The sequence below is a fragment of the Pseudomonas sp. PDM03 genome, assembly GCF_014852385.1.
GTDB classification, from domain to species: Bacteria; Pseudomonadota; Gammaproteobacteria; order Pseudomonadales; family Pseudomonadaceae; genus Aquipseudomonas; species Aquipseudomonas migulae.
The window spans coordinates 158,729-172,758 of the sequence record NZ_JACVBM010000012.1 but is presented as its reverse complement, the minus strand read 5'-3'; the positions used below and the strand labels follow the sequence as shown (position 1 = coordinate 172,758).

The window sequence follows — 14,030 nt, the reverse complement described above, 5'->3', positions numbered from 1 at the left end:
GTCGCAATGCTAACGTTGCCGCTTCGCTAAGGTCGGAGGCGCCTACGTGCTGCTGCTCAAACTGCTGGTCATTCCCGGTTTTCTCTTACTGATCTCCCTGGCGGGCAAACGCTGGGGCCCGAGTGTCGCCGGTTGGCTATCGGGGTTGCCGGTGGTGGTCGGGCCGATTCTGTTCTTCCTCGCTATCGAACAAGGTGAAGTGTTTGCCGCGCAATCGGCGACCGCCGCGTTATCCGCGATGTTCGCGATGATTGCCTTCTGCGTAACCTACGCCCAGGTCGCCCAACGCGCGGGATGGCCTTGGGCGCTGACGGTTTCGTTGCTGGTCTGGGCCACAGCGGCGGTGGTGCTGTCGGTGATTCCACCGTCCCTGGTGTTCTCGGTGATCGCCGCCGCGACCGCGCTGCTGGCGGCGCCTTACCTGTTTCCCAAGGTGCAGCCGATCGTCTCCGGCCCGGCACCGAAGTCCGACAAATTACTGCTGCGCATGATTGCCGGCGCCCTTCTCACTCTCGCGGTCACCTGGCTCGCCAGCACCGTCGGCGAACGCTGGAGCGGCCTGCTCGCGGTGTTCCCGGTGCTGGGCAGCGTGATGGCGGTGTTTTCCCAGCAAACCCGTGGCCCGGCGTTTACCGCCGCCTTGTTGCGCGCCACGGCCACCGGCATGTATTCATTCAGCGCGTTCTGCCTGGTCCTGGCGCTGACCTTACCGGGCATGGGCCTGAAGGCCTTTGGCCTGGGCGTCGCGGTGTCGGTCGCCATGCTCGGCGTCACCCGGCGCCTGTTGGCCAAACCGGTGGCAACGCCCACAACCCGTTCAACTATTTCGAACGAGTAGAACAACAACCCCGTACGTCAATCGAACGGGTTTCGCCCACTATCAGCCTCAGTTCCTGACCAACCACTGACTGAGGCCTACACCATGAAATTCTTTTTCCACCCTTCGCCAAACCCGATGAAAGTCGCCCTGCTGCTTGAAGAACTGCAAACGCCGTACGAATTGATCGGCGTCGACACCTTCAAGGGCGAGCAACACCAGCCAGCCTTTCTGGCGATCAACCCGAACGCCAAAGTGCCAGCGCTGGTCGATGGCGACGCCACCGTGTTCGACTCCCAGGCGATCCTGTTGCACCTCGCGCAAAAACATCAGCGCTTCCTGCCGACCTCCGTTGCCGGCCAGGCCGAACTGTTGTCGTGGCTGATGTTCATCGCCACCGGCCTGTCGCCATTCTCGGGTCAGGCGGTGCACTTCCTGCACCACGCACCGGAAGACCTGGCCTACGCAAAAAACCGTTACCTCAAGGAAGTCGAACGTCATTACCGCGTGCTCGATCAGCGCCTGGCCGACCATCAATACCTGGCCGGCGACACCTACAGCATCGCCGACATGGCGCTGTGGGGCTGGGCCAATTACGCGCCGTACATCCTCGGCGAAAACGGTTTGGCGGCGTACCCGAACGTCAAGCGCCTGTTCGATGAAATCAGCGCTCGCCCGGCAGCCGTACGTGCTCACGGCCTCAAAGAGAAGCTGGTACTGAAAGCGGAATTCGACGAAGAAACCCGTCGCAATCTGTTCCCGCAAAACCAGGCGCAGTAATCCATTCCCCACGTGCGAAGGTGATGAAATGAGTGATCAAGTCGCGTTTATCGTTTACCTGCCAGCCAAACCGGAACGCTTCGCCGAAACAAAGGAGCGCCTGCTGGACGTGGTGCACCAGATGTCGGCCGAGCCGGACTTCGTCAACACCTGGGTCCACCAGTTGCAGGACGAGCCGAACACTCTGGTGCTCTATGAAACCTGGAACTGCAGCAAGGAAGACTTCATCACCCGTCACCTGAGCAAGCCGTATCGCCAGGACTACGAAAAGCTGTTGCCGGAGCTGTTGGCCAGCGACCGTCGGATCGAGTTTCTGGACGTAATCGAGAGCTACCCGGTGCGCCGCGACGTGTAACAGCGTAATCCCCGTGGTGAGGGCCAGCCTCTCACCACGGGCATCCCTATTACTCGGCGGCGTCGAGTTTATCCAGCGCCTGATTCACCGCCAGCTCCCCAAGCATGATGACCTGCGCAATGCCCAACAGCGAATTGCGACGGGTCCCCTCCATATGATCCGCCAGGTCCATGGCCATGACATTGGCCGATGCCAGCGACTCGCACGCATGGCTGAGCAGGGTCTGGACATCGAGTTCCGGGTTGACGCTGAACATGCTGTGGAGTTGCCTTGGCGTGGCGTTGATCAGGGCAATGTGCGCGGCAGGATTGGCGTAAAAGTCGAGGGCGAGCTTGATGGTCTCTTCGAGCTTCTCTTGGCCAGCGCTTTGGGCTGGAGCGGACAGGTCCGGGTTGGGGGGATTGGGTGTTGGTTTGGGCATAGATGGAACTCCGACGCTACTTAGAAGGAGCCATCATCCTCTCGCTACCAAACGGAGGGTGGCGGCCATACGAAGGTTGGTAGACCGGGCATCGGAACCGGCGCCCCCGAAGGAGCCCTGCGCATGGCCACCATAAAACGCAGCCCTGAGAAAGGGCCGAACAAGGTGACGCTATGCGTCGATGCTGAGGGTCTACCAAACCCGATCACTGTGTTTTCAGCGACCGGAAAACAATAGAACCCACCCCAAAAGCGCACAAGCCGGCGGATTCTTACGTACCTGTAGGCAACGACGCAAGGTGTTGTAGCTTTCATGAAGTAACGCTGAGCGCGGTTAAACAAGCCTTCGTAAATACGTTGATTCGCCGTAAACGCGAGGTTCAAAAGCTTTTCGCTCAGCAGAACCCGACCACCCGTTAGCCCACACTGGAATGCGTCACGACCTCCATGGGATGATCGCCCCCCACCGCGAGACCACCCTGGAGATTTTGAATGTCACTGTTGAGTAAAAAAGCCGTTGCCCTGCTGCTGGCACTGGCTGCCAGCCTGGGGGCTTTGAATGCACAGGCGGCTAAAGAGGCAGCGCCCGCGCAGAACGTCTCGATGCTGGGCGGAAAATTCAAATTCAACCTGCCCAAGGGCTTCGTTGCCAACCCGCTGCCGGCGGACGCGACCGGTGCGAGTGGCACCATGTACACCAATGCAACCACGAAAACCGTGGTGATTGCCGCTGAAAACACCATTCCTGGTGGCGTCAACGCCAAGGACAACGACGGTGAGTTCCTCGATACCACGGCGTCCGACTTCGCCACTCAACAAGCCAAGGCGCTGCCGGATTTCACCAAGCTCAGTGAGAAAAGCCTGACCCAGAAAGGCACCGGCCTCGGTCTGCGGGAGATCGACAGCATCGCCACCCAGGGCGGCGGCAAGACCCTCGATACCACGCTGATGGCCGCCTCGGGCACGCGCATGGCGCTGGTAAAGGTGATTTCCCGTCTCAGCGACAATGCCGGCCACGAAGCGCTGGTTAAACAGATCGTCAGCGGCAAGTAAGGCTCAGGGGTTGAGGCGCTGCAACCAGGCGCTCAAATCCTGCATTTCGGCGGCACTGATGTTGTGGCCAACACCTGGGTAGGCATGAAATTCAGGCTTGAGTGACAGGCTCAGCAACAGGCTGTTCGCCTCGGTGCCGTCGTTGAAGGGAAGGCGTTTGTCCGCCGTGCCATGCCCGATGAAAATCGCCAGTTTCTGAAGACTTTCATCGGGCTTTAGCTCGGACTTGAGCACCGGCAAAATTCGCCCGCTCAACGCCGCGATCCCGCCCACGGCTTCGGGATGACGCAACGCGACCTCGTAAGACATGATCGCGCCCTGGCTAAAGCCCACCAGGAAAACCTTGCTCGGTGCTGTGTGATATTTCTTCGCAGCCTGTGCGACGAAATCCAGCAACACCGGGCCGCTGGCCTTCAGGTCATCCGTCTCGCCGTTGTAGGCACCTTCTCCCTTCTTGCGAAACCACTGATAACTGCCCTCCTCCATGACCATCGGCGCGCGCACCGACAGGTAGTTGTATCGGGCAGGTAATTCATCCTTGATACCGAACAGGTCCTGCTCGTTACTGCCGTAGCCGTGGAGGAAAATCACCAGGGGTTGATTGACCGATTCGGGGTTGGCCTGCTCCAGGTATTTGAGCGGCAGATCGGTGTGCAGCGGGGTTTCAGCGTAGACGGCGGCGGACGCCAGGAGTGTCAGCAGAGCGAGAACCTTCAACATAAACCTTCCTTTACAGAGCGCAGGATTCGGGGTTGAGCCTAACATCTCTTTCAAGCAACTCACGCCCTCTGTAGGAGCCGGCTTGCTGGCGATTCAGGCAACGCGGTCTGCCTGACACACCGAGTGGTCTGAATCGCCAGCAAGCCGGCTCCTACAAGTGTTGCGGCGTTAGTCGTTGATCAGTTTTCCGACCCGGATCGGCTCACGCCCCGCAACTTTCGCCTGCCATGTCCCCGGTTGCGTGTACCGCCCACGATCAATCGCAAACAACACACCACTGGTACCGGCGCGCACAGTGGTCACCCGGTCGCTCAACGGGTCAACCACTTCAAACAGTGCATCGCCCTTCTCGACCCATTCACCCGCCTCGCGCAGGAAACTGACCACGCCATGATGCGGCGCAAACAGGTATTCCGTGCCTTCAAACGGCATACCTTCACAGCATTCACTCGGTACCGCCGGCCAGGTGCCTTTGATAAAACCCTGTTCGGCAAGGAAGCCGAGAATGGCCTCGCAATTGGCCTGAGCCTGATCGACCCGGGTATCGCCCATGCTGCCCAGCTCCAGCGTTGTCGCCAGGTTGGCCGGTGGAATCGCCGCCTCGGGGAATGCCCTGGCCAGGCGCAACCATGGTGAAGAACAGGATTCATCGAAAGAACTGCCGCCGGAATCCTCGCACAGCAGCGCAACGCCTGCCTTCAGCCGAGCCGCCAGGGACTTCCATTGCGACCAGTGTTGCGGCAGCGCATAAATATGAATCGCCGCTTCGAAATCGCAATGCAGGTCGAGGGTGATGTCGGCGTCACAGGCATGGCGCAGCAGCAAGCGATGCATGGCTTCCAGCTGCGACTTCGGTGCAGGCAAACCGTCGAGAACCTGGCCCATGGCCTGGCGAATCAACGCGATGTTGGCCTGGGCATCGGCGCCCAACTGATCGCCGATCAGCTCACCGACCGGCGCGCTCAGTTCAACGAACGAGCGGTTGAAATTCTTGCCACTGCCGAGTTCGAAACGGCCCATGTGACTGCCTTGCAGGTGCTGGTCCAGGCCGATGGGATTGGCCACGGGAACCAACTCGATCACGCCTTGCAACTGACCTTGGGCTTCGAGTTCGGCCAGGCGTTTTTTCAGCTCCCACGCCGTGCGCATGCCCGGCAGTTCGTCCGCGTGAAGGCTGGCCTGGATGTAGACTTTGCGCGAGCCCGTGCCGTAACGAAATACGCTGAGGGTGCGTTCGGAGCCCAGGTGGCTCCAGGGCAATGGGTGGTCGATGCGTTGCATAAAAACTCCTGAACATCAGAACACTGAGATCCCCTGTGGGAGTGAGCCTGCTCGCGATAGCGGTGTGTCAGCCAATGTTTTGTTTCCTGACACTCCGCTATCGCGAGCAGGCTCGCTCCCACAGGGTTCTCATTTCATTAAAGAGAACATAAAAAAAGTGGCAACCGCCTTCACGGTTGCCACTTTCTTATACGGCTGGATTACTCGCCGTAAACATCAAAATTGAAGTACTTGTCCTGCACTTGCTTGTACTTGCCGTTGGCACGGATTTCAGTGATGGCGGTGTTGAATTTGTCCGCCAGCTCTTTATCACCCTTGCGCACAGCGATGCCGGCACCGCCGCCGAAGTACTTGGCGTCTTCGTAGGTTGGACCCACAAAAGCGAAGCCCTTGCCCGCGTCGGTTTTCAGGAAACCGTCGTCGAGGTTGACCGAGTCGGCCAGCATCGCGTCGAGGCGACCGGAGACCATGTCCAGGTTGGCTTCCTGCTGCGAGCCGTAACGCACCAGGATAATACCGGCCGGTTGCAGCACTTCAGTGGCGAAGCGGTCGTGGGTACTGGCGCGCAGTACACCGACTTTCTTGCCCTTGAGCTCGGTCAGCGGGTCTTTGACGTCGGTGCCTTCCTTCATCACGAAGCGCGCCGGGGTGTGGTAGTACTTGATGGTGAAATCGACGTTTTTCTTGCGGTCGTCGGTGATGGTCATGGACGACAGGATCGCGTCGATTTTCTTGACCTTCAGGGCCGGGATCAGGCCGTCGAACTCTTGCTCGACCCAAGTACATTTCAGTTTCGCCTGCTCGCACAGCGCGTCGCCGATATCGACGTCGAAACCGGTGAGTTTGCCGTCAGGGGTTTTCATCGAGAATGGCGGGTAACCGGCTTCGATACCGATGCGGATCGGCTTGGCGTCATCGGCCACAGCGGTCAGGGACAACATCGACAGTGCCAGGGCACCGAACATCACTAGCTTCTTCATTTATAACTCCTGTGGGCGGAGGCTTTTATTGGCAGCGTTCGATTGGTAGCGTTCGGTCAGCGCTTTTTTGTTGGAGAAAACCGAAGTGGCGGGCAGTCTAGAGCGGCTTCAGGCGCGTAAATTGTGCATATGCGACAAATACTTATAGAAAAGGCGAGCTGAATGAACGATGAGATTCGCACCTTGAACCTGATCCAGCACCACCCCGCCGAAGGACCGGGCGCAATTGCCGACTGGGCTGCCTCCCGGGGATTGTCGCTGAACGTCTACCGCGCCGACCTCGGTCAATTGCCGCCAGTCAGCGCGGAACCGGCGGTTTTATTGGGCGGGCCCTATGAGTCCAACGCCGGCCCCGCGTGGCTGGAGGCTGAACGCCAGTGGCTGGCGCGCAGCCTGGAACAGGGCGCGGCGGTGTTTGCGATTTGTCTGGGGGCGCAGTTGTTGGCGCTGAGTCTGGGCGGAAATGTGCGGCGAATGGATCGGACCGAAACCGGCTGGACGCCAGTGCGCTTTGCCGATGGCCAGGTATTGAAAGTGCTGGAATGGCACGAAGACGCCATCGACTTGCCGCCCGGCGCGCAGCTACTGGCCAGCAGCGATCAGTGCGAGCAGCAGATGTATCGCGCAGGGCCTGCTCGGGTGGGTTTGCAGTTTCATCCGGAGTGGAATGCCGAATCGGTGGCAACGCTCAATGCGCACTTTGCCGAGGAATCGCCGCTGCCACGGGGAGCACCGGACAGCGCCGCCCATGCCGCCGTTTTTGACTGGTTGCAGGCGACGCTGGATGAGTGGCATTCGGCAATTGCTCGATGATCGCAACCTGTAGGAGCCGGCTTGCTGGCGATGGCGGTGGTTCAGTCGACATGTTCATCGCCTGAACGGTCGCCATCGTCGGAACGCCGCCCGCAGCAAGCCGGCTCCTACAAAAGCATTTACATCAGCATTCGCAGCCGATGGTGGCTGGCCGTTGCACCTCAGTGCTCAACTCAAACCCTTCATCCAGCCACCCGGTCACTCCGCCGATCATTTCCTTGACCGGGTAGCCCAGCGCCGCGAGTTTCACCGCGGCCTTGTTGGCACCATTGCAATGTGGCCCGGCGCAATACACCACGAACAGCGTGGATTTGGCATAGCCAGCCACCCCTTCAGCGGTCAGCAGTCGCCCCGGAAGATTGATCGCGCCCGGCACATGACCACGCTCGAACGCCAGCGGACCGCGCACGTCCACCAACACAAAATCCACTTCACCTGCCTGCTGGCTGCCGTGGACGTCGGAACAATCGGTTTCAAAGGTCAGACGGTTGCTGAAATGCATCAGGGCAATCGCCGATGGGGCGGCGGGAATGTTGCGGACCAGGCTGGTCATGAGCGGTACTCCAACGTGTCAGTGGGTGTGAGAAGACTTTATCCGCCGTGCGCTTGCGGCTAAAGTGGCGCACAAGACACCTACCGGGAATTTTCCGCCAAATGCAACCCAGCCCTGGATTAGTCGCGATTCTGGCTTACGACGGCCTCTGCACCTTCGAATTCGGCATCGCCGTGGAGATCTTTGGCCTGGCGCGACCGGAGTTCGATTTCCCGTGGTACGAACACCGGATCGTCGCCGTGGATCAGGGCCCGATGCGCGCCATGGGCGGCATTCAGGTGCTGGCCGATGGCGGCATGGAACTGCTCGGCGACGCCCGAACCATCATCATTCCCGGTTGGCGTGATCGCAACGCTGCGGTGCCTGAAGCGTTGATCACCGCCCTGCGCCAGGCCCATGCGCGGGGCGCGCGGTTGCTGTCGATCTGCTCAGGCGTGTTCGTCCTGGCGGCGACCGGTTTGCTCGACGGTCACGGTGCCACCACGCACTGGCGCTACACCTCGGAACTGGCGGCGCGGTTCCCGAACATTCTGGTGGACCCTGACGTGCTCTACGTCGACTCGGGCCAACTGATCACTTCGGCGGGCAGTGCTGCAGGTATCGATGCGTGCCTGCATCTGGTGGCACGGGATTTCGGCACCCAAGTGGCCAACTCGGTGGCACGACGGCTGGTGATGTCGCCGCAACGCACCGGCGGCCAGGCGCAGTTCATTCCGACGCCGGTCAGTCCTACGCCGCGCAGCGATCTTTCCCGCGTGATGCAGTGGGTTCGGGAGCGTTTGCATGAACCGCTGGAGGTCCGCGATCTGGCCAGCGAGGCGGCCATGAGTGAACGGACATTCCTGCGTCGGTTTACCGAAGCCACAGGCATGCCGCCCAAAGCGTGGTTGCAGCATGAACGCCTGGCGCGGGCCCGTGAATTGCTGGAGAGCACGAGCAGAAACACCGACCAGATCGCCGAGCAGTGTGGTTATCGCTCGGTGGAAAGTTTCCGGGTGGCGTTTCGAAATGTGGTCGGCGTGCCGCCGTCGGTGTATCGGGAGAGGTTTGGGCGGGAGATTGAAGCGAAGATTTGAGGTGTGTTTGAGGTCCCCTTCGCGGGCAAGTCGGATCGCCGCACCGCTCGCTCCTACAAAGATTATGTATTCCTTGTAGGAGCGAGCGGTGCGGCGATCCGACTTGCCCGCGAAGGCGGCTTCATGGCTTACGCAAAAGGTACGTATCCATAATCCACCCATTAGCCTGCCGCGCCGCCTTGCGCACTCGCTCGATCTCATCCGCCACGTCCTTGAGCTTGCCGCTGATGAGGATTTCATCCGGTGTCCCCAGGTAAGCCCCCCAGTAAATCTCTGTCTCCTGATCCGCCACCTGATGGTAGGAATCTTCCGCGTCGAGCATCACCACCAGGCTGTCGGCATCGCTCACCTGCCCTGCCGCCAGCCGACGGCCCGTCGTGATTTCGAATGAGCGCCCAATCCGGTTCAGCGGCACTTTATGCTGGGCCGCCAATGCCTGAACGCTGGTGATACCGGGGATCACGTCGAACTCGAAAACGCAGCGGCCAGACGCCAGAATCGCCTGCAAGATCCGAATGGTGCTGTCGTACAACGCCGGATCACCCCACACCAGAAATCCGCCACACTGGCCGTCGGACATTTCCTCATTGATCAGCCGTTCGAAGGTCAGCTGCTTGGCAAGGTTCAGGTCTTCCACACTGGCCTTGTAGTCCACCTCTCCGCGTTCGCGCTCCGGGCTGTGGGCTTCAACGAAACGGTAGGTGTGATCAGTGATGTAGCGCTGGCAAATCTCACGGCGCAGGTCGATCAGTTTGTCTTTGCTCTGGCCCTTGTCCATGAGGAAAAATACATCGACGAGGTTCAGAGCCTTCACGGCCTGCATCGTGATGTAGTCGGGGTTGCCGGCACCGATGCCGATGACCATCAGTTTTTTCATCAACAGGCTCCCTCAAGGTCTGTGCCCAATACACGTAAGCGCCAGCGACCATTGAAGCGCAATTCGATGGCTGACAGCGGTTCGACATCGATCAGATTGAACGCGGGACTTTGCAGCACATGGGTCAGCGCCGCGCGAATGACAAAAGGGTGGGTGATGGCAACGCTGTGCCCCGGTGTTGCCTCCAGCGTTTTCAGCCAGGCGGCCACCCGCTCGCCGAGTTGCGCTACCGACTCGCCACCGTGAGGCGCCGAATGCGGATCATCGAGCCAGCTCTGCAAGGTCTCGGGTTCGGATTGCTGCAGGTCGTCGATCCGCAAGCCATTCCAACGCCCGAAATCACACTCCCTCAGCGCCTCGACAATCTCCACGTCATCGGCGAACAACCCGGCGGTTTGCCGGGTCCGCAATTCTGGACCGCAGAACAGGCGCGATGCCTTCTTGAGTCGGGAACCCAACGAACCTCTTGCCGATTGCCAATCCATCTCCACCGGCTCATCCGTAGGAAAACGCGCCAATTTCTGTGCGACGGTTCGAGCGTGGCACATCAGGGTCAAACGGGTCGCCTGCACGAAGGATCACTCGGTAAAAGGAAAGGGAAACGGCGTCACGCCGCCAACAATCACGCAATTGTGCCGTAAGAAACACGATTGGGGGCGTTTCGTTTTACCCTTTGCCAACGCTTGTCGCCCTTAAAAAACCGCTATCTCCGACCCCCCTGTAAGCGAGGACCTACAAGGCTGATCGACTTTGGTGTAGCCCCCGACATACGGGCATTTCGCCCTATCTTGGGGCCAGAAATGGCCGAGCAAAAATTCACTAGACATGGAGCGATCGTTCCATAAATACTGCCGCCACGGCTAATGTAAACAACACCCTCATCCAGCAGGAGCCCGGATGCCCGCTTCCAGCAACATGCACCACCGCCTCCGCACCCAGAACCCGACCGACAGTGTCAGCATGACGCTGCCTGCGGCAAGCAGCGACTGACTGGAAAAGAAAAAGAGTGGCGCCTGCCAAACAGCATCAAGCGACCGCCGATTCAATGCGTGGAAACCGACAGTGATAGTCAGGTTCGTGCCAACCGCCGAACCCTTTGATACAGGAGTGCATCCATGCTGGTCTTACGCCCAGTGGAGTTAACCGACCTGCCCCAGTTGCAGCGACTGGCGCAAGAAAGCCTGGTCGGCGTGACGTCCCTGCCGGACGACACCGAACGCTTGCGCGAGCGGATTCTCGACTCCTGCGCCTCGTTCGATAAAAACGTGCAACAACATGGCCCGGAAAACTACTTCTTCGTGCTGGAGGACCTGACCACCCGGCGCCTCGCCGGCTGTTCGGAAATCCTCGCCACTGCCGGTTTCGGCGAACCCTTCTACAGCCTGCGCAACCGGCATTTCACCAGCGCCTCGCGAGAGTTGAACATCGAGCACGGCGTGCCGGCGCTTTCGTTGTGCCACGACCTCAGTGGCCACACCTTGCTGCGCGGGTTTCACATCGATGCGGCACTGGTGCGCACACCGTCCTCCGAATTGCTGTCACGGGCGCGCCTGATGTTCATCGCCGCGCACCTGCCGCGCTTTGCCGAAGCGGTCATCACCGAAATCGTCGGCTTCAGCGATGAAGAAGGACGGTCGCCGTTCTGGGATGCACTGGGCAAACACTTCTTCGACCTGCCTTACACCGAGGCCGAGCGGCTTTGCGGACTGGAGAGCCGGACATTTCTTGCCGAACTGATGCCGCAATATCCGATCTACGTGCCGATGCTGCCCCAGGCCGCGCGGGACTGCATCGGCCGTATTCACCCCGACGGCCAGGAGGCCTTCGATATCCTTGAACGCGAGGGGTTCGAGACCAACAGCTACATCGACCTGTTCGACGGCGGCCCGACCCTGTATGCACGGCTCGCCAACATCCGCTCTATCGCGCAAAGCCAGAATGGCACCGCCACACCGGGCTCGACCATCGATGCCCGCGGACGCTACCTGGTGAGCAACGATTCACTGCGAAACTATCGCGCCATCGTCGCCGATCTGGACTACACCGCCGGGCAACCCGTGGTCCTCAGCGCCGAGATGTGCGAGGCACTGAATGTCACCGACGGCAGCCCGATCCGGGTGATCGCGCTGTGAGCATCCTCGCATCCAGTGCCCAACGACAGCGCTCGAGCCTGCGCGTAGAAGGAGCTGCATCATGATTGTCCGTCCGGTCCAGATCACCGACCTGCCCGCCCTGTTGGCGCTGGTCCGGCAGGCCGGCCCCGGGTTTACCACCCTGCCCGCCAGCGAGGACCGCCTGGCGCACCGGGTGCGCTGGGCGCAACGGACTTTCGCGGAACAGGTTGAACGCGCCGATGCCGACTACCTGTTCGTGCTCGAAGACGACGATCAGCAAGTGGTGGGTGTCAGCGCCCTGACGGGGGCCGTTGGCCTGCGTGAGCCCTGGTACAACTATCGAGTGGGACTGACAGTCAGTGCGTCACCGGATCTGGGCATCCGGCGGCAAATCCCGACACTGTTCCTGAACAACGAAATGACCGGGCAATCGGAGATTTGCTCCCTGTTCCTGCGTCACGATCAACGCCACGGCAGCAATGGTCGATTGTTGTCGTTGGCGCGTTTGTTGTTTGCTGCCGAGTTTGCGCACCTGTTCGGCGAGAAGCTCATCGCCGAACTGCGTGGCAGCGCCGACGAACAAGGCTGCTCACCATTCTGGGACAGCCTGGGCCGGCACTTCTTCAAGATGGATTTCAACCATGCCGATCACTTGTCGGGGCTGGGCAGCAAATCGTTCATTGCCGAACTGATGCCACGCCAACCGCTGTATACCTGCCTGCTCACCGAACAGGCCCAGGCCGTGATCGGCAAGGCTCACCCGAATACCGAACCGGCATTGAAAATCCTCACCGCCGAAGGTTTCACGCACAAGGGCTACATCGACATCTTCGACGCCGGCCCGGTCATCGAAGCACCGCTGTCGAAAATCCGCACGGTGCGCGACAGCCAGGCGCTATCGCTGGTCATCGGCACGCCAGACGACCAGGCGCCGGTCTGGCTGATCCACAACCGCCGACTGGAAAACTGCCGCATCACCGCCGCCCCCGCCAGGCGGGTGGGCAACAGCCTGATCGTCGACCGGCTCACCGCCAAACGCTTGCAACTGCAACCCGGCAACTCGGTACGCGCAGTGCCGCTGCTCAATCAACAGCAGCAGGCTGCGGCGGCTTGAAGCAACCTCACGCCTCTCAATGGCGGTTTCGATCAGGCCCGCTCTGCAAATTCGTCATCATTCTTCCCCCCTTAGCGTGATAGCCTTTTGTTTTTTCGGCGTTGACACTTCTGCTCAAGCCCTTCCATTCCATTGGTGGAACTCATATGTCCAGGCTTTCACATCAAGATTTGCGCCGTAACTTCCGTGAACTGTTCGCTTCCAAAACCTGCTATCACACCGCGTCGGTTTTCGACCCGATGTCGGCACGCATTGCCGCGGACCTGGGTTTTGAAGTGGGGATCCTGGGTGGTTCTGTCGCGTCGCTACAGGTGCTGGGCGCACCCGACTTCGCCCTGATCACCCTCAGTGAGTTCGCCGAGCAGGCCACTCGCATCGGCCGTGTCGCCCAATTGCCGGTGATCGCCGACGCCGACCATGGCTACGGCAACGCACTTAACGTGATGCGCACCATCGTCGAGCTCGAGCGTGCCGGCATCGCCGCCCTGACCATCGAAGACACCCTGCTGCCGGCGCAATTCGGCCGCAAGTCCACCGACCTGATCGGCGTCGCCGAAGGTGTCGGCAAGATCCGCGCAGCGCTGGAAGCCCGGGTCGACTCGGAAATGGCCATCATCGCCCGCACCCACGCGGGCATCCTGCCGGTGCAGGAAATCATCAGCCGCACCCAGCAGTACCAGAAGGCCGGTGCGGACGGGATTTGCATGGTGGGCGTGCGCGACTTCGACCACCTCGAACAGATCGCCGAACACCTGAGCGTGCCACTGATGCTGGTCACTTACGGCAACCCTCTGCTGCGCGACGACAAACGTCTGGCAGAGCTGGGCGTGCGGGTCACCATCGACGGTCATGGCGCTTACTTTGCGGCGATCAAGGCGACTTACGACAGCCTGCGCGAGCAGCGGCAGATCCTCACCCAGACCTCGGACTTGAGCGCTACGGAACTGACGCATACCTATACGCAGCCTGAGGAATACATCCGTTGGGCAGAAGAGTTTATGAGCGTTAAAGAGTAATTACTGTGTGAGCCGTTCTGACGCCATCGCCAGCAAGCCGGCTCCTACAAGGGATTTGCAC

16 protein-coding genes are annotated in these 14,030 nt (G+C 60.3%); 9 read left to right on the top strand and 7 right to left on the bottom strand.

Features of this window, described 5'->3' with window-relative positions:
* The first annotated feature begins 46 nt into the window (after positions 1–46).
* The 3 genes from IB254_RS17865 to IB254_RS17855 all read left to right on the top strand — a co-directional run bounded on the left by IB254_RS17865 (position 47) and on the right by IB254_RS17855 (position 1,952).
* A complete protein-coding gene (locus IB254_RS17865) occupies positions 47–838 on the top strand; it encodes a hypothetical protein (protein ID WP_192418422.1) in 792 nt (263 codons plus the stop codon).
* 84 nt (positions 839–922) lie between these two features.
* Positions 923–1,597 (top strand): glutathione S-transferase family protein, encoded by a 675-nt coding sequence (locus IB254_RS17860; protein WP_008026724.1) that lies wholly within the window; start codon positions 923–925, stop codon positions 1,595–1,597.
* Positions 1,598–1,625: 28 nt separating this feature from the next.
* Positions 1,626–1,952, top strand: coding sequence for a putative quinol monooxygenase (locus tag IB254_RS17855; protein WP_192418420.1), 327 nt, complete (start codon positions 1,626–1,628; stop codon positions 1,950–1,952).
* A 49-nt stretch (positions 1,953–2,001) separates the two neighbouring features.
* Here the strand turns inward: IB254_RS17855 and IB254_RS17850 are convergent, their stop codons facing one another.
* A complete protein-coding gene (locus tag IB254_RS17850) occupies positions 2,002–2,373 on the bottom strand; it encodes a DUF6124 family protein (RefSeq protein ID WP_192418418.1) in 372 nt (123 codons plus the stop codon).
* A 491-nt stretch (positions 2,374–2,864) separates the two neighbouring features.
* On the opposite strand from IB254_RS17850, the gene IB254_RS17845 reads away from it, so the two are divergent.
* On the top strand, positions 2,865–3,425 hold the full coding sequence (locus IB254_RS17845; RefSeq protein ID WP_192418416.1) for a hypothetical protein: 561 nt from the start codon (positions 2,865–2,867) through the stop codon (positions 3,423–3,425).
* A gap of 3 nt (positions 3,426–3,428) precedes the next feature.
* Here the strand turns inward: IB254_RS17845 and IB254_RS17840 are convergent, their stop codons facing one another.
* The 3 genes from IB254_RS17840 to IB254_RS17830 all read right to left on the bottom strand — a co-directional run bounded on the left by IB254_RS17840 (position 3,429) and on the right by IB254_RS17830 (position 6,406).
* Complete coding sequence (locus tag IB254_RS17840) at positions 3,429–4,145, bottom strand: alpha/beta hydrolase (protein ID WP_192418415.1); 717 nt, start codon at positions 4,143–4,145, stop codon at positions 3,429–3,431.
* 168 nt (positions 4,146–4,313) lie between these two features.
* Positions 4,314–5,426, bottom strand: a complete 1,113-nt coding sequence (locus IB254_RS17835; protein WP_192418413.1) for a M14 family metallopeptidase — start codon at positions 5,424–5,426, stop codon at positions 4,314–4,316.
* A gap of 200 nt (positions 5,427–5,626) precedes the next feature.
* On the bottom strand, positions 5,627–6,406 hold the full coding sequence (locus IB254_RS17830) for an ABC transporter substrate-binding protein (protein ID WP_192418411.1): 780 nt from the start codon (positions 6,404–6,406) through the stop codon (positions 5,627–5,629).
* Between the two features lie 162 nt (positions 6,407–6,568).
* On the opposite strand from IB254_RS17830, the gene IB254_RS17825 reads away from it, so the two are divergent.
* Positions 6,569–7,219, top strand: coding sequence for a type 1 glutamine amidotransferase (locus tag IB254_RS17825; protein WP_225602397.1), 651 nt, complete (start codon positions 6,569–6,571; stop codon positions 7,217–7,219).
* 124 nt (positions 7,220–7,343) lie between these two features.
* Here the strand turns inward: IB254_RS17825 and IB254_RS17820 are convergent, their stop codons facing one another.
* A complete protein-coding gene (locus IB254_RS17820; RefSeq protein WP_192418409.1) occupies positions 7,344–7,772 on the bottom strand; it encodes a rhodanese-like domain-containing protein in 429 nt (142 codons plus the stop codon).
* A gap of 101 nt (positions 7,773–7,873) precedes the next feature.
* Between IB254_RS17820 and ftrA the strand changes: the two genes are divergently transcribed.
* A complete protein-coding gene (ftrA, locus tag IB254_RS17815) occupies positions 7,874–8,848 on the top strand; it encodes a transcriptional regulator FtrA (RefSeq protein ID WP_192418408.1) in 975 nt (324 codons plus the stop codon).
* Positions 8,849–8,969: 121 nt separating this feature from the next.
* On the opposite strand, the gene cobF is transcribed toward ftrA, so the two are convergent.
* Positions 8,970–9,725, bottom strand: coding sequence for a precorrin-6A synthase (deacetylating) (cobF, locus tag IB254_RS17810; protein ID WP_192418407.1), 756 nt, complete (start codon positions 9,723–9,725; stop codon positions 8,970–8,972).
* Positions 9,725–10,297: a histidine phosphatase family protein gene (locus tag IB254_RS17805; protein WP_192418406.1), complete on the bottom strand. Its 573-nt coding sequence runs from the start codon at positions 10,295–10,297 to the stop codon at positions 9,725–9,727. The genes cobF and IB254_RS17805 overlap by 1 nt, the downstream gene beginning before the upstream one ends.
* Positions 10,298–10,840: 543 nt before the next feature.
* Between IB254_RS17805 and IB254_RS17800 the strand changes: the two genes are divergently transcribed.
* The 3 genes from IB254_RS17800 (at position 10,841) to IB254_RS17790 (ending at position 13,969) form a co-directional block, all read left to right on the top strand.
* The gene (locus IB254_RS17800) at positions 10,841–11,857 is read left to right on the top strand and encodes an arginine N-succinyltransferase (RefSeq protein WP_192418405.1); all 1,017 of its coding nucleotides are present in this window, start codon (positions 10,841–10,843) and stop codon (positions 11,855–11,857) included.
* Between the two features lie 61 nt (positions 11,858–11,918).
* Complete coding sequence (gene astA, locus IB254_RS17795; protein WP_008026743.1) at positions 11,919–12,953, top strand: arginine N-succinyltransferase; 1,035 nt, start codon at positions 11,919–11,921, stop codon at positions 12,951–12,953.
* A 146-nt stretch (positions 12,954–13,099) separates the two neighbouring features.
* Positions 13,100–13,969: an isocitrate lyase/PEP mutase family protein gene (locus IB254_RS17790; RefSeq protein ID WP_008026744.1), complete on the top strand. Its 870-nt coding sequence runs from the start codon at positions 13,100–13,102 to the stop codon at positions 13,967–13,969.
* Positions 13,970–14,030 lie beyond the last annotated feature (61 nt).

What these genes read in the sequence shown, in the direction of transcription:
- IB254_RS17860 (WP_008026724.1), top strand. Translation starts at nt 923, where the DNA reads ATGAAATTCTTTTTCCACCCTTCGCCAAACCCGATGAAAGTCGCCCTG.
- IB254_RS17855 (WP_192418420.1), top strand. Translation starts at nt 1,626, where the DNA reads ATGAGTGATCAAGTCGCGTTTATCGTTTACCTGCCAGCCAAACCGGAA.
- IB254_RS17850 (WP_192418418.1), bottom strand. Translation starts at nt 2,373, where the DNA reads ATGCCCAAACCAACACCCAATCCCCCCAACCCGGACCTGTCCGCTCCA.
- IB254_RS17845 (WP_192418416.1), top strand. Translation starts at nt 2,865, where the DNA reads ATGTCACTGTTGAGTAAAAAAGCCGTTGCCCTGCTGCTGGCACTGGCT.
- IB254_RS17840 (WP_192418415.1), bottom strand. Translation starts at nt 4,145, where the DNA reads ATGTTGAAGGTTCTCGCTCTGCTGACACTCCTGGCGTCCGCCGCCGTC.
- IB254_RS17835 (WP_192418413.1), bottom strand. Translation starts at nt 5,426, where the DNA reads ATGCAACGCATCGACCACCCATTGCCCTGGAGCCACCTGGGCTCCGAA.
- IB254_RS17830 (WP_192418411.1), bottom strand. Translation starts at nt 6,406, where the DNA reads ATGAAGAAGCTAGTGATGTTCGGTGCCCTGGCACTGTCGATGTTGTCC.
- IB254_RS17825 (WP_225602397.1), top strand. Translation starts at nt 6,569, where the DNA reads ATGAACGATGAGATTCGCACCTTGAACCTGATCCAGCACCACCCCGCC.
- IB254_RS17820 (WP_192418409.1), bottom strand. Translation starts at nt 7,772, where the DNA reads ATGACCAGCCTGGTCCGCAACATTCCCGCCGCCCCATCGGCGATTGCC.
- ftrA (WP_192418408.1), top strand. Translation starts at nt 7,874, where the DNA reads ATGCAACCCAGCCCTGGATTAGTCGCGATTCTGGCTTACGACGGCCTC.
- cobF (WP_192418407.1), bottom strand. Translation starts at nt 9,725, where the DNA reads ATGAAAAAACTGATGGTCATCGGCATCGGTGCCGGCAACCCCGACTAC.
- IB254_RS17800 (WP_192418405.1), top strand. Translation starts at nt 10,841, where the DNA reads ATGCTGGTCTTACGCCCAGTGGAGTTAACCGACCTGCCCCAGTTGCAG.
- astA (WP_008026743.1), top strand. Translation starts at nt 11,919, where the DNA reads ATGATTGTCCGTCCGGTCCAGATCACCGACCTGCCCGCCCTGTTGGCG.
- IB254_RS17790 (WP_008026744.1), top strand. Translation starts at nt 13,100, where the DNA reads ATGTCCAGGCTTTCACATCAAGATTTGCGCCGTAACTTCCGTGAACTG.